Annotated in this window: 13 protein-coding genes; 8 read left to right on the top strand and 5 right to left on the bottom strand. The window is 66.8% G+C overall.

The window, feature by feature from the left end:
- Positions 1–294: 294 nt before the first annotated feature.
- Positions 295–708 carry a putative copper homeostasis (lipo)protein LpqS gene (lpqS, locus tag AWC07_RS11360; RefSeq protein WP_482805311.1) on the bottom strand — a complete coding sequence of 138 codons (414 nt, stop codon included), beginning with the start codon at positions 706–708 and terminating at the stop codon, positions 295–297.
- 186 nt (positions 709–894) lie between these two features.
- Between lpqS and AWC07_RS28070 the strand changes: the two genes are divergently transcribed.
- Positions 895–1119 (top strand): hypothetical protein, encoded by a 225-nt coding sequence (locus tag AWC07_RS28070; RefSeq protein WP_208622404.1) that lies wholly within the window; start codon positions 895–897, stop codon positions 1117–1119.
- Between the two features lie 65 nt (positions 1120–1184).
- Here AWC07_RS28070 and ipdF read toward each other — a convergent pair whose 3' ends face one another.
- Together ipdF and ipdE1 are read right to left on the bottom strand one after the other, a co-directional pair.
- Positions 1185–1973 (bottom strand): (5R,7aS)-5-hydroxy-7a-methyl-1-oxo-2,3,5,6,7,7a-hexahydro-1H-indene-carboxyl-CoA reductase, encoded by a 789-nt coding sequence (gene ipdF / locus AWC07_RS11350; protein WP_036406231.1) that lies wholly within the window; start codon positions 1971–1973, stop codon positions 1185–1187.
- Positions 1970–3127, bottom strand: a complete 1158-nt coding sequence (ipdE1, locus tag AWC07_RS11345) for an acyl-CoA dehydrogenase IpdE1 (RefSeq protein WP_036406233.1) — start codon at positions 3125–3127, stop codon at positions 1970–1972. The genes ipdF and ipdE1 overlap by 4 nt, the downstream gene beginning before the upstream one ends.
- An 81-nt stretch (positions 3128–3208) precedes the next feature.
- Between ipdE1 and fadD3 the strand changes: the two genes are divergently transcribed.
- Genes fadD3 through AWC07_RS11320 form a run of 5 tightly spaced genes read left to right on the top strand, consistent with a single transcriptional unit; the run spans position 3209 to position 8938 of the window.
- Complete coding sequence (fadD3, locus tag AWC07_RS11340; RefSeq protein ID WP_036412489.1) at positions 3209–4747, top strand: 3-((3aS,4S,7aS)-7a-methyl-1,5-dioxo-octahydro-1H-inden-4-yl)propanoate--CoA ligase FadD3; 1539 nt, start codon at positions 3209–3211, stop codon at positions 4745–4747.
- Complete coding sequence (locus AWC07_RS11335; protein ID WP_036412491.1) at positions 4748–5881, top strand: acyl-CoA dehydrogenase family protein; 1134 nt, start codon at positions 4748–4750, stop codon at positions 5879–5881.
- A gap of 2 nt (positions 5882–5883) precedes the next feature.
- Entirely contained in the window at positions 5884–6828 is a 945-nt protein-coding gene (locus AWC07_RS11330) for an acyl-CoA dehydrogenase family protein (RefSeq protein WP_036406235.1), read from the top strand.
- The gene (gene ipdE2, locus AWC07_RS11325) at positions 6825–7775 is read left to right on the top strand and encodes an acyl-CoA dehydrogenase IpdE2 (protein WP_036406237.1); all 951 of its coding nucleotides are present in this window, start codon (positions 6825–6827) and stop codon (positions 7773–7775) included. The genes AWC07_RS11330 and ipdE2 overlap by 4 nt, the downstream gene beginning before the upstream one ends.
- Entirely contained in the window at positions 7772–8938 is a 1167-nt protein-coding gene (locus AWC07_RS11320; protein ID WP_036406239.1) for a pyridoxal phosphate-dependent aminotransferase, read from the top strand. Before ipdE2 ends, AWC07_RS11320 begins: the two co-directional genes overlap by 4 nt.
- A 26-nt stretch (positions 8939–8964) precedes the next feature.
- Here AWC07_RS11320 and AWC07_RS11315 read toward each other — a convergent pair whose 3' ends face one another.
- Complete coding sequence (locus tag AWC07_RS11315; RefSeq protein ID WP_036406241.1) at positions 8965–9801, bottom strand: arylamine N-acetyltransferase family protein; 837 nt, start codon at positions 9799–9801, stop codon at positions 8965–8967.
- Positions 9802–9907: 106 nt separating this feature from the next.
- Here AWC07_RS11315 and AWC07_RS11310 point away from each other — a divergent pair, with 106 nt between their 5' ends.
- Together AWC07_RS11310 and AWC07_RS11300 are read left to right on the top strand one after the other, a co-directional pair.
- Complete coding sequence (locus AWC07_RS11310; RefSeq protein ID WP_036406243.1) at positions 9908–10516, top strand: mycothiol-dependent nitroreductase Rv2466c family protein; 609 nt, start codon at positions 9908–9910, stop codon at positions 10514–10516.
- Positions 10517–11313: 797 nt separating this feature from the next.
- The gene (locus tag AWC07_RS11300) at positions 11314–12561 is read left to right on the top strand and encodes an HNH endonuclease signature motif containing protein (RefSeq protein ID WP_085105072.1); all 1248 of its coding nucleotides are present in this window, start codon (positions 11314–11316) and stop codon (positions 12559–12561) included.
- A gap of 231 nt (positions 12562–12792) precedes the next feature.
- Here the strand turns inward: AWC07_RS11300 and hsaB are convergent, their stop codons facing one another.
- Positions 12793–13356, bottom strand: coding sequence for a 3-hydroxy-9,10-secoandrosta-1,3,5(10)-triene-9,17-dione monooxygenase reductase subunit (gene hsaB / locus AWC07_RS11295; RefSeq protein WP_036406245.1), 564 nt, complete (start codon positions 13354–13356; stop codon positions 12793–12795).
- Positions 13357–13358: the final 2 nt, after the last annotated feature.

The raw sequence follows: 13358 nt of genomic DNA, 5'->3' as shown, positions 1-13358 counted from the left end.
ACGGCGGGTTGCTCGGAAGGGGGCCAGGCTGTGCTTGAACGCTCGCAGCCGCACCTAAGCCGGCCAGCCCTAAACCGGCGGTGATAGCGACTGTCGCTGCAGCGGACATGAATCGTTGCTTCATGGTGCGGGCGGAGCCCCCGGGAACTCGACGCGCTCGCCGGTTGCTACCTGGCAAAAGGTTGTTGTTCATTTGATCTGTCGCTTTCGTATATGTGCCCCAAATGGAGCGTTGAACGTCGGTCAGCGATCACCGGCCGTCGTGGCATGGCACAACGACCTGACGCTGATCGATCAGCGACGAGCCACGCAGAACTGCGTCAAAAGGTCTTGACCGGTGCGGGCAGTGGGCAGCACTTTGGGCGGGCCCCGCCCGGCTGCCACCACAAGATTGGCCAGCGCAGCCGTGACAGCGATGCCTGCCGCCACGGCACCAAGTGCTACCAACGTGGTAGCCGAGCGCGGGCACACCGCGGTCGCGAACACGTCGTGACATTGCGTCAACGAGCCGGCGAAAGAATGGGCGTGATCGACGTTGACAGCGAATTCACCGCCCAGCGTGGCGACCAACGGATGCGGCTGATGGGACGCGTGAGTCTCCGAATCCAGCAGCGAGGAGTGGCCGACGAGGGCAACAAGGAAGGCTGCTGTCGCCACGGCGATCAGTGATCGCCACCGCGGCAGCCTGAAAGCGGAACTCAGCCACACAACGCCTAGAGACCGAGTCATCCGTTCCCCCACGGACCTCATACCCCTATAGGGTACGCCGTGAGTGTTGGGCCGGCAACTGAGCGGCAAGCATCACGAAAAGTGCCCGCGAAACGCCCTCGGTGCATCACTTAAGAATGCCCGCGAAATGGTTGATGCTCGCCAGGCATGGGAAGTGGGTTGTCGATGTCGTCTCGCGCCGAGATCACCGCGAAGTTCGCCAAGGCGTATGTGAAGGCGTCGAAGGCGAACAAGGGTCAGATTCTGGATCAGGTGGTGGCGGTCACCGGCTGGTCGCGTGACAACGCTCGGCGCCGGTTGAGGGGCCGCGGCCGGCCACCGGGGGTAGGCCGGGCAATTCGCCTAACGGCTTCGCTGGCAGCACATGCCGACGTTGTCGCTACGCGCTAGGCGGCGGACCGAAACCACACCTCTCCCGGCCGGCGACTGCGATTGCCAATAGACTCACCAACCGCCTACGGATGCTGGTTCGATACCGAAATGACCTCGCCCGTAAGGTAACTCGAGTAATCACTGGCCAGAAACGCGATGGTGGCCGCGACCTCCCAGGGTTCGGCGGCACGGCCGAACGCCTCTCGGGCGGACAGCCGGTCCAGCAGCTCGGCCGAGGTGGTCTTGTCCAGGAACTTATGCCGGGCGATGCTGGGCGAGACGGCGTTGATCCGAACCCCGTACTCGGCGGCTTCTATTGCACTGCAACGGGTTAGCGCCATCACCCCCGCTTTGGCGGCGGCGTAGTGCGCCTGTGAGTGCTGGGCCCGCCAGCCCAGCACACTGGCGTTGTTGACGATCACGCCGCCGTGCGGGGCGTCGCGGAAGTACCGCAGCGCGGCCCGGGTGGCCCGGAACACCGACGTGAGGGAGACGTCCAGGACACGGTCCCACTCGTCGTCGGTCATGTCGGCCACCGGCGTCTGGCCACCCAGGCCGGCGTTGTTGACCAGCACGTCCAGCCGGCCCATGCGCGCGGTGGTCGAGTCGATGAGAGCGTCCACCTGCACACTGGACGTCACGTCGCAGAGCACGCTTTCGACCCGGCCGAGCCCCAGCGCGGCCAGTTCGGCGGCGGTCTCCCCCAACCGTCGCTCGTGGTGGTCGGAGATCACCACGTCGGCCCCCTCGGCAAGCGCGCGGCGCGCGGTGGCCGAGCCGATACCGGTACCCGCGGCCGCGGTCACCACCACCACTTTGCCGTTCAAAAGTCCATGCCCGGCAATCTCTTTCGGCGCGACGGACAAATTCATCCCTTGACCTCCCGCGGCAAGCCGAGCACCCGCTCGGCAATGATGTTGCGCTGAATCTCGTTGGAACCGCCGTAGATGGTGTCGGCCCGGGTGAACAGATACAGCCGCTGCCATTCGTCGAACTCGCCGTCGGTCAAGACCAGTCCCGGCTTGCCGATCACGTCCATCGCCAGCTCCCCGAGGGAGCGATGCCAGTTGGCCCACAACAACTTCGACACGTTGTCCTGACCGGGTTGCTCAACGGCCGGCCCTTCCAAGGTGGCCAGCGCATAGCTGCGCATTGCCCGCAGCCCGGTCCACGCCCGGGCCAGCCGCTCCCGGATGAACGGGTCGTCGGCGGCGCCGGTACGCCACGCGAGCTCGACCAACCTCGAAAGCTCACGGGCATAGACGATTTGCTGACCCAGCGTGGACACTCCGCGCTCAAAGGTCAGCGTCGCCATCGCGACCCGCCACCCGTCGCCCGGCTGGCCCACCACCATGCCGGCGTCGGTGCGGGCGTCGTCGAAGAACACCTCGTTGAACTCCGAGGTGCCGGTGATCTGGACGATCGGGCGGATCTGCACCCCGGGCTGATCCAGCGGCACCAGCAGATACGACAGCCCGGCATGCCGCTTGGAGCCCTTCTCGGTGCGCGCCACCACGAAGCACCACTGCGACAGGTGCGCCAGTGACGTCCACACCTTCTGGCCGTTGATCACCCATTGGGCGCCGTCGAGTTCCGCGGTGGTCGACACGTTGGCCAGGTCACTGCCCGCGCCCGGCTCCGAATAGCCTTGGCACCACAGCTCGGTGACGTCGCGGATGCGCGGCAGGAAGCGCTGCTGCTGCTCGGGCGTTCCGAACGCGATCAGGGTCGGTCCCAGCAGCTCTTCACCGAAGTGGTTGACCTTCACCGGGGCATCGGCGCGGGCGTACTCCTCGTAGAACGCCACCCGGTGCGCGGTCGGCAGTCCCCGTCCACCGTGTTGCACCGGCCACCCCAGGCAGGTGAGCCCGGCAGCGGCGAGGTGCTGATTCCATGCCCGGCGTTCTTCGAACGCCTCGTGCTCGCGTCCCGGCCCGCCGAGCCCCTTGAGAGCTGCGAATTCGCCGACCAGATTGTCCGCGAGCCACTGGCGGACCTCGGCCCGGAACTCCTCGACGTCCTGCATGACCTGTAGGCTAACCTACCAAGCACTTGCTTTGTTAGGCCGTCGGTGAAGGGCGCCGCGCGCCGCTTAGAGGAGCATTCGATGACCGACGATCCCCGCACCGTGCCCGCGGCGCTGGATCGTCTCGCGGGCACGCTCCCCAACCACGAGGTGCTGGTCACCGACGACCGGACGTTCACGGCGACCGCCCTGCGGGACGAGGTACATCGGGCCGCGGCCGCGCTGATCGCGCTGGGTGTCGAGCCCGGCGATCGGGTGGCCATCTGGTCGCCGAACACCTGGCACTGGGTGGTGGCCTGCCTGGCGATCCATCACGCCGGGGCGGCCATGGTGCCGCTGAACACCCGCTACACCGCCGAGGAAGCCGCCGACATCCTGGGCCGCACGCGGGCGCCGGTGCTGTTCGCGATGGGCCGGTTCCTCGGCGCCGACCGGGTCGCCGGCCTGAACTCTCAAGCGCTGCCCGCGCTTCGGCACATCGTGCGGATTCCGATCGAGGCCCCAGAGACCGGCGATCCTGTCCAGGGCACCTGGGACGAGTTCATCGCTCAAGGCACCGACACCGATGCCGTCGCCGCCCGCGCGGGCGCGGTCACCGCCGACGACGTCAGCGACATCCTGTTCACCTCCGGCACCACCGGCCGCAGCAAAGGCGTGCTGTGTGCGCACCGGCAGTCGTTGTCGGCCTCGGCGTCGTGGGCCGCCAACGGCAAGATCACCGGCGACGACCGCTATCTGTGCATCAATCCGTTTTTCCACAACTTCGGCTACAAGGCCGGCATCCTGGCGTGCCTGCAGACCGGCGCGACGCTGATCCCGCACCTGACGTTCGATCCGCTGCGCACCCTGCAGGCGATCGAGCAGCACCGCATCACGGTGTTGCCCGGGCCGCCGACCATCTACCAGACCCTGCTGGACCACCCGGCGCGCCGCGACTACGACCTGAGCTCGCTGCGGTTCGCGGTGACCGGGGCGGCCACCGTGCCGGTGGTGCTGGTGGAACGGATGCAGACCGAACTCGACATCGACATCGTGCTGACCGCCTACGGCCTGACCGAGGCCAACGGCATGGGGACCATGTGCCGCCCCAATGACGACGCGGTGACGGTTGCCACCACTTGCGGGCGCCCGTTCGCCGGGTTTGAGCTGCGCATCGACGAATCGGGCGAGGTCCTGCTGCGCGGTCCGAACGTCATGCTGGGTTATCTCGACGACCCGGAGGCGACGGCGGCTGCCATCGACACCGACGGCTGGCTGCACACCGGCGACATCGGCGCCGTCGACGAGGCCGGCAACCTGCGCATCACCGACCGGCTCAAGGACATGTACATCTGCGGCGGGTTCAACGTCTACCCCGCCGAGGTGGAGCAGGTGCTGGCCCGGCTGGACGGGGTGGCCGATGTCGCGGTGATCGGTGTTCCCGACCAGCGCCTCGGCGAGGTCGGCCGGGCCTTCGTGGTGCCCCGGCCTGGCGCGACGCTCGACGAAGCGACGGTGATCGCTTACACCCGTGAGCATTTGGCGAACTTCAAGGCGCCGCGGTCGGTGCGGTTCGTCGACGCCTTGCCCCGCAACGCCGGCGGCAAGGTGGTCAAATCACAACTGCGAGAGTTGGCCTGAATGGACCTGGCATTCGATGAGCAGACCCGGGCCTTGCAGGCCGAGGTGCGCGAGTTCCTATCGGCCAACAAGGAGTCGATCCCGACGAAGTCCTACGACAACGCCGAAGGCTTTGCCCAGCACCGGCATTGGGACCGGGTACTGTTCGACGCCGGACTGTCGGTGATCACCTGGCCGAAGAAGTACGGCGGCCGCGACGCCCCGCTGCTGCACTGGGTCGTGTTCGAGGAAGAATACTTCCGCGCCGGAGCGCCGGGCCGGGCCAGCGCCAACGGCACGTCCATGCTGGCGCCCACCCTGTTCGCCCATGGCACTCAGCAGCAGCTGGACCGGATACTGCCCAAAATGGCCAGCGGTGAGCAGATCTGGGCCCAAGCCTGGTCCGAACCCGAGTCCGGCAGCGACCTGGCTTCGCTGCGGTCCACGGCAACCAAGACCGACCGCGGCTGGCTGCTCAACGGTCAGAAGATCTGGAGTTCACGGGCGCCGTTCGCCGACATGGGTTTTGGGTTGTTTCGGTCCGATCCGTCGGCCGAGCGGCACCGCGGCCTCACCTACTTCATGTTCGATTTGAAGGCACCGGGCGTCACGGTGCGGCCGATCGTGCAATTGGGCGGCGACACCGGCTTCGGTGAGATCTTCCTCGATGACGTCTTCGTGCCCGACGAGGACGTCATCGGCACCCCGAACGACGGTTGGCGAGCGGCCATGAGCACGTCGAGCAACGAGCGCGGCATGTCGCTGCGCAGCCCGGCCCGCTTCATGGCCGTGGCGGAGCGGCTGGTGCAACTGTGGAAAGCCAACGGCTCACCACCGGAATTCGCCGACCGCGTCGCCGACGGCTGGATCAAGGCCCAGGCCTACCGGCTGCAAACCTTCGGCACGGTCACCCGGCTCGCCGGCGGCGGCGAGCTGGGCGCCGAATCGTCGGTGACCAAGGTCTTCTGGTCCGAGCTCGACGTGGCATTGCATCAGACCGCGCTGGACATCCTGGCCGCAGACGCAGAACTGACCGGCCCGTGGACCGATGGCCTGTTGTTCGCCCTGGGCGGACCGATCTATGCGGGCACCAACGAAATCCAGCGCAACATCATTTCGGAACGGCTGCTTGGCCTGCCACGAGAGAAGAAATAACCGTGGACTTTGCGTTTGATCAACAACAACGTGATTTCGCCGCCAGCATCGACGCGGCGCTGGGCGCTGCCGATCTGCCCGGCGCGGTTCGCGCCTGGTCGGCGGGCGACGTCGCGCCCGGCCGTAAGGTGTGGCAGCAATTGGCCAACCTCGGCGTTACCGCACTCAACGTGGCGGAGAAGTTCGACGGTCTGGGCGCCGATCCGGTGGACCTGGTGGTCGCGCTGGAACGGCTTGGCCGCTGGTGTGTGCCCGGCCCGATCACCGAATCCATCGCCGTGGCACCGGTTTTGCTCGCCAACGACGATCAGGCCGAACGCAGCACCGAGTTGGCAACCGGTGAGCTGATCGCGACGGTCGCGCACCCCCCGCACACACCGCGCGCCGTCGACGCCGACACTGCCGGACTGGTGTTGGTGGTCGACGGAGGCGGAGTCAGCGAGGCATCGATAGGGCAACGCCACCAGTCCGTCGACCCCAGCCGTCGCCTCTATGACGTAACGCCGACCGGCGAACGCTGGCACGCAGACATCAAGCGCGCCTACGCGTTCGGCGTATTGGCCACTGCGGCGCAACTGGTAGGTGCCGCCGAAGCACTGCTGAGCGCGGCCGTCGACTATGCCAAGCAGCGGGCGCAGTTCGGCCGGGTCATCGGCTCTTATCAGGCGGTCAAGCACAAACTCGCCGACGTCCACATCGCGGTAGAACTGGCCCGCCCCCTGGTATACGGCGCGGCGCTGTCATTGGAGCCGCGCGACGTCAGTGCGGCGAAAGCAGCGGCATCCGAAGCGGGTCTACTGGCGGCCCGCTCGGCGTTACAGACTCACGGCGCTATCGGATTCACCCAGGAACACGACCTGTCACTATGGCTACTGCGGGTGCAGGCCTTGCGCACTTCCTGGGGTACGCCGGAGGAGCACCGACGCATGGTGCTGGAGGCGCTATGACTGACGAGCGGGAGATGCTGCGCGAGACCGTCGCCGCGCTGGTGGTCAAGCACGCAAGTCCAGCCGCGGTGCGAGTGGCGATGGAGTCCGACCGCGGCTACGACGAGTCCCTATGGCGGCTGTTGTGTGAGCAGGTGGGCGCCGCCGCGCTGGTCATCCCGGAGGAGCTGGGTGGAGCTGGCGGCGAATTAGCCGACGCGGCAACAGTTTTACAGGAGCTGGGCCGGGCGCTGGTGCCCTCCCCGCTGCTGGGCACCACGCTGGCGGAACTGGCGCTGCTGGCCGCACCCGAGCCGGACGCCCAGACGCTCACCCGGCTCGCCGAGGGCGTCTCGATCGGCGCGCTGGTCCTCGACCCCGACTACGTGGTCAACGGTGACGTCGCCGACGTCGTCGTCGCCGCCAAAGACGCTCAATTGAGCAGGTGGACACGCTTCACAGCACAGCCTGTCACCACCATGGATCCCACCCGCCGGCTGGCCCGCGTACGGCCGCAGGAAGCCCAGACGATCGGCGCCGACCCGGGCCTGGCCGACATCGCGGCAATCCTGCTGGCCGCCGAGCAGATCGGCGCCGCCGAACGGTGCCTGCAGCTGACCGTCGAATACACCAAGAACCGAGTGCAATTCGGTCGTCCCATCGGCAGCTTCCAGGCACTCAAGCATCGGATGGCCGATCTCTACGTCGCGGTCGCCGCGGCGCGGGCCGTCGTCGCCGACGCCTGCACCGAGCCCACACCCGCCAACGCGGCCACCGCGCGACTGGCCGCCTGCGAAGCGCTCAACACCGTGGCCGCCGAAGGCATCCAGTTGCATGGTGGCATCGCGATCACCTGGGAACATGACATGCACCTGTATTTCAAACGGGCACATGGCAGCACGCACCTGCTGGACCCGCCACGGGAGTTGTTGCGGCGCTTGGAGTCCGAGGTGCTTCCCACACCATGACCAATCGTGTTGCGCTGCGTGCCGGCATCCCACCCTTCCACGTGATGGATGTCTGGCTGGCGGCCGCCGAGCGCCAGCGCACCCACGGCGATCTGGTCAACCTTTCGGCGGGCCAGCCCAGTGCGGGGGCCCCCGAACCGGTACGCGCCGCAGCGGCCGCCGCGCTGCATCTCAATCAGCTGGGTTATACGGTGGCACTTGGCATTCCAGAGTTGCGGTCGGCTATCGCGGCGGACTATGAACGCAAGCACGGCATCGACGTCGACGTCGACGCGGTGGTGGTCACCACCGGTTCATCGGGCGGCTTCCTGCTCACCTTCCTGGCCTGCTTTGACGTCGGCGACCGGGTGGCGATGGCCAGCCCCGGCTATCCGTGTTATCGAAACATCCTGTCCGCCTTGGGATGTGAGGTGGTCGAGATACCATGCGGGCCGGGGACCCGGTTTCAGCCCACCGTGCAGATGCTCGCCGAACTCGACCCGCCGGTGCAGGGCCTGGTTGTGGCCAGCCCGGCCAATCCCACCGGCACGGTCATCCCGCCCGCCGAGTTGTCGGCGATCGCGTCATGGTGCGACGAATCTGGGGTTCGGCTAGTCAGCGATGAGGTCTATCACGGCCTGGTGTACCAGGGAGCCCCGCAGGCCAGCTGCGCCTGGCAGACCTCACGAAACGCGGTAGTAGTCAATAGCTTTTCCAAGTACTATGCCATGACCGGGTGGCGGCTGGGCTGGTTGCTGGTGCCGAGGGAGCTGCGCCGGGCGGTCGACTGCCTCACCGGCAACTTCACCATCTGCCCGCCGGTGCTGTCGCAGATTGCCGCGGTATCGGCGTTCACCCCCGAGGCGACCGCGGAAGCCGACGGCAATCTGCGGCACTATGCGCGCAACCGCTCGATGCTGCTCGATGGCCTGCGCCGCATCGGGATTGACCGGCTGGCTCCCGCCGACGGGGCGTTCTATGTCTACGCCGACGTTTCGGACTTTACCACCGACTCGTTGGCGTTCTGCTCACAGTTGTTGGGCGACACCGGAGTAGCTATCGCGCCTGGGGTCGACTTCGACACCTCGCGGGGCAACTCGTTTGTCCGGATGTCGTTCGCCGGGCCGACCAGCGACATCGAAGAAGGCCTGCGCCGGATCGGGTCATGGCTACCAGGGAGCTGATAGTTCACCCGCGACGGGCTCACGCTTCAGCCGCCGCCGAAACAGACTTCGTCAATGCGGGCTTCTAGCGCGCTGCGTTGGCCGACATCTGCCACGTTGATGCCGAACTGCCCGCTTAATGTGTCAACCACCGCCGCCGCGTCCGCCAGGACCATCTTCTCGGTCCGGCCGCCGCGATGGACCGCCAGGATCCGGCCCGTCAAGTTCCACCGCGCGTCGTCGGTCACGGTGGCAGCCATCAAGCCGGTGACGAAGTGCGACGACGGGTGCGTCGAGACAAACCAACTGCCCACCTTCAAATCGATCTGCGGCCGGCTGACCGTGCTGAATTCATACAGCGGCTGCCACCGGTCGCGAACCAGCACCTGCAGCACCAGCCCGTCACCGCGGTCATCGAGCCGGTACGGTTCATGCGTCGTTTGCTGGATGCATCGGGTCTGCAGCCGCAGCGGCGACGTCGGCGTCTGGCCGCCGAAACCGACGTCCACCAGATACGAACCGTCCGAGCCGGGAAAGGTCACCGCGAGCACGGTATGCGTCTGGGCCGGCGGCGGCGTGTCTGGCGGCGCCATCCACACCACCCGGCCGGTCAGCCGCCGCAGCCGAAACCCGAGTCCGGCCAGCACGTCGCCCGTTAGACCGTTGTGCTCGTAGCAGTAACCGCCGCGGCGCCGGTGGACGAGCTTGTCCATCAGCGATTCCGGGCTCAAGTCGTCGACCGGTACCCCCATCAGCGGATCGAGGTTCTCGAACGGAATCGCCCGGGTGTGGGCGCTCACCACCTCCCGCAACACCGCCAAGGTGGGTTCGGTGGGTCCGTGATAGCCGATGCGTTCGAAGTACGCGTTGAGATCCAGCGCCATAGAGCCATTTTGCTGGCTGGCGCACGACTTCGACAGCATATACCCAAGGGGGTATTATCATGTCGTAGTTCACCCGACATCGGGAAAGCTGCAGAAGGAGGAGCCAGTGGCTGACGTCGAGCTCTACATCGATCCGGTATGCCCATTCGCCTGGGCCGCTTCGCGATGGCTACTCGATGCCGCGCACAAGACGGACACACCGGTCACGCTGCGGCAGATGAGCCTGGCCGTACTCAACGAGGGCAACGACCTCAGCCCGAAGCAACAGCAGATGATGGATCGATCACGACGGCTCGGCCGGCTGTTCGCCGCGGTCGCCAGCCAGCATGGGCCGGACGCATTCGCGCGACTCTACGACGCGGTTGGCGCCCGGATCCATCTTCGCCGGGAAGAGCTGTCCACTCACGCGGTCCGCCGATCCCTGGCCGAATGCGAACTTGACGAATCACTCTCCGAATCGCTCGACGACAGCGCACTCGACGAGGCCGTCCGGAGCGCGCACCAGGCCAGCCAGGACACGCTGGGCGGCTCGGCCGGCAGCCCGATCATCGCGGTCGGCGGGCGCGGTTTTTTTGGACCGGTGCTGACCGGGATACCCGGCAGCGACGACGGCGTCCGCCTGCTCGAGGCCGTCCTCACCGCCGCGACCACGCCCGAATTCGCCGTGCTGCAGCGGCCTTACCAGGGGCCGCCCGTTCTCGAGGAGGCACGCTGAATGTGCCACGCCGTCCGGTGCCGCACCTGCGGGAAAGTGACGTGGGCCGGTTGCGGGGCGCACGTGGATCAGGTTCGCGCGACGGTGCCCGAATCGCAGTGGTGTCCAGGTCACCCGAAGCAGTCCCTTAAGCACTTGTGGCATCCGCGGCGGACCTAGCAGCCTCGGCTATCCGGCAGCGCCAAATGGATTGCCGGGCGGGCATTGTCGGGTCCAGCAGTGGCTCGTGGGGCCATCCGCCAAGACCTCCGACGGAGCAATTCTCGCGTCCGTGACCAGCCTGGCGAGCGCCGGATTTGCGCGTGCTATTTCGGTCCTGCCGTCGCGTCGGGCGCAATCGCAACTGCCGCTCCACCCCGGCCAATGCGCCGACCCTGCGCAGGCCAGCTCCCAACATCCACACCCGCAACATCTCGCGTACCTCGATCACCGAAACCTCCCGAAACATCCAGCGGACCCTCCTCCACATCGATCGATGTGAAGCGATCCGATCCAGTAACCGAGCAACCCGCGGCGCGACACGCCGGTGGTCCCATTACTGGCAAACGGGTGGTCCCATGACCGTGGCTAAACCCTGCTCAAACCGGTCCCATCACCGTGGCGGGCGACAGGGTGACGGATCTGCGCACCAAATTTCGCGGGCGGGGGCTGTCCGGGTGGCCAATGTGGGCGTCGTGAAGACGGCCTGGTGCGTCCGTGGTGTAGGTCGTGTGGTTTTGGCGACGTGGATTGCGCGCGGTCGAGCACCTGCCACGCACCAGCGCAGAGTTGTCAGACCCGGCTGTGATGATGTGGTTATGTCGTTGACCGCATCGCCGACCGCGGCGCTGAGCCCCAATGAGCGTCTTGAGGTGTTGTTTGCGGAGTTGGCGGAGTTGGCCGGTCAGCGCAACGCGATTGACGGGCGCATTGTGGAGATCGCCGCTGAAATGGATCGTGACGAGCTGTGCGGGGCCACGGGGGCACGGTCGGTGGCGGCGTTGCTGGCCTGGAAGCTCGGGGTGTCCTCGGGCAACGCCCACACGATCACCACCGTGGCGCGCCGGCTCGAGGAGTTCCCCCAGTGTGTCGCGGGCATGCGGGAGGGCTGGCTGTCGCTGGATCAGGTCGGCGTCGTCGCCGCACGGGCCGGTGCGGGATCTGATGAGCATTACGCGCAGCTGGCCCGGGTCGCCACGGTCAACCAGCTGCGCACCGCGGTCAAGCTCGAACCGCGACCCGAACCCGATCCTCGGCCCCACCCGCAGCCCTCGATCACCAAGACCACCGATGAGCAGGGCAGCTGCTATCGGATCAAACTTGCCCACGACGACGCGGCGAAGTTCGACGCCGCGCTGGCGTCTCATCGTGAGGCGCTGATCGCCGAGTGGAAACACGATCACGACAACGGCGCGGGCGCGTCAGATCAGCGGCCGCCGTTGCCGACCACCGTCGAGGCGTTCATGCGCCTGGTCGAGACCGGCTGGGACGCCGAGGCGGCCCGCCGGCCCCACGGGCAGCACACCACGGTCGTGGTGCACGTCGACGTCAAGGACCGCGCCGCGGCGCTGCATCTGGGCCCGCTGCTCTCCGACGCCGAGCGCCGCTACCTCAGCTGTGACGCCAGCTGTGAAGCATGGTTGGAACGCGACGGCCAGCCCATCGGCGCCGGCCGGGCGACCCGCGTGATCAACCGCCGGCTGCGCCGGGCCCTCGAGCACCGCGACCGCACGTGCGTGGTTCCCGGCTGTGGCGCCACCCGCGGCCTACACGCCCACCACGTTCGCCATTGGGAAGACGGCGGCGCCACCGAGCTGGACAACCTGGTGCTGCTCTGCCCCTATCACCACCGCAGCCACCACCGCGGCGTCATCACCATCACCGGCCCCGCAGCCAATCCCACCGTCACCGACGACTGCGGCCGACCGCTGAGCGCCGGATCGCTGGGACGCCCGCCGACCCTTCCCCCGCCCGCTGTCGCAGCCTATCCCGGGCCCACCGGCGAGCGCGCCCACTGGTGGTGGTATGAACCCTTCCAACCCCAACCGCCACCACCAACCAACTGAGTTGGCTGCCGGCCAGGTCATTGCAAGTACCGGATCGGAGCTTAAACGGGTTGGCGCATCAAGGAATTCGTTCGCGATACACGCAGCAACGGCCATCGTGAACAGTCAAAGCCGACAACCGCACCCGCTACCCGACGACCTCGCAACGCACTCCTTACGATCCCGCGACGACGTGCGCACTAACAACTAACGTGAGCCAACTCGGGTCAATGCCGTGCCGGACTAAAGGACCTAAAGCCAGGTGTCCTGGGTGGTAGTGGTGAGGAATGCTTCCAGGTCGTCTCGCCACTGCGCCGGCGTGGTCTTGTCCGGCTCGATGCCGGTGTAGTCGCCACGGTAGAACAGCAGCGGCCGCGGCTTGATCTTCGGGACTTCCGACAGCGAACTGACCGCGCCGAACACGACGAAGTGATCCCCGCCGTCGTGTACCGAGGCAACGGTGCAGTCGATGTAGGCCAGCGATCCGTCGATGATCGGTGAACCGAGTTCGGAGAGATGCCAATCGATCCCGGCGAACTTGTCGGCTTCCTTCGAGCCGAATCGTGCCGACACGTGCTTCTGCTTCTCGGTCAGCACGTTGACGCAGAACCGGCCGGCTAACTCGATCGCCTTCCAGGACCGCGACACCTTGGTCGGACAGAACAGCACCAGCGGCGGTTCCAAAGACAGCGCCGCGAACGACTGACAGGCGAAGCCGACGGGCACGTCGTCATGCACTGTGGTGATGATGGTGATGCCGGTACAGAACTGACCCAGCACATTGCGGAACGTGCGTGGATCAATTGGCGCCGACATGG

It is taken from the genome of Mycobacterium gastri (assembly GCF_002102175.1).
Classification (GTDB): Bacteria; Actinomycetota; Actinomycetes; order Mycobacteriales; family Mycobacteriaceae; genus Mycobacterium; species Mycobacterium gastri.
The sequence above is the reverse complement of the archived record's forward strand: the minus strand, read 5'-3'. Positions and strand labels throughout refer to the sequence as shown.

What these genes read in the sequence shown, in the direction of transcription:
- ipdF (WP_036406231.1), bottom strand. Translation starts at nt 1,973, where the DNA reads ATGAATTTGTCCGTCGCGCCGAAAGAGATTGCCGGGCATGGACTTTTG.
- AWC07_RS11335 (WP_036412491.1), top strand. Translation starts at nt 4,748, where the DNA reads ATGGACCTGGCATTCGATGAGCAGACCCGGGCCTTGCAGGCCGAGGTG.
- fadD3 (WP_036412489.1), top strand. Translation starts at nt 3,209, where the DNA reads ATGACCGACGATCCCCGCACCGTGCCCGCGGCGCTGGATCGTCTCGCG.
- hsaB (WP_036406245.1), bottom strand. Translation starts at nt 13,356, where the DNA reads ATGTCGGCGCCAATTGATCCACGCACGTTCCGCAATGTGCTGGGTCAG.
- AWC07_RS28070 (WP_208622404.1), top strand. Translation starts at nt 895, where the DNA reads ATGTCGTCTCGCGCCGAGATCACCGCGAAGTTCGCCAAGGCGTATGTG.
- AWC07_RS11320 (WP_036406239.1), top strand. Translation starts at nt 7,772, where the DNA reads ATGACCAATCGTGTTGCGCTGCGTGCCGGCATCCCACCCTTCCACGTG.
- ipdE2 (WP_036406237.1), top strand. Translation starts at nt 6,825, where the DNA reads ATGACTGACGAGCGGGAGATGCTGCGCGAGACCGTCGCCGCGCTGGTG.
- AWC07_RS11300 (WP_085105072.1), top strand. Translation starts at nt 11,314, where the DNA reads ATGTCGTTGACCGCATCGCCGACCGCGGCGCTGAGCCCCAATGAGCGT.
- ipdE1 (WP_036406233.1), bottom strand. Translation starts at nt 3,127, where the DNA reads ATGCAGGACGTCGAGGAGTTCCGGGCCGAGGTCCGCCAGTGGCTCGCG.
- AWC07_RS11315 (WP_036406241.1), bottom strand. Translation starts at nt 9,801, where the DNA reads ATGGCGCTGGATCTCAACGCGTACTTCGAACGCATCGGCTATCACGGA.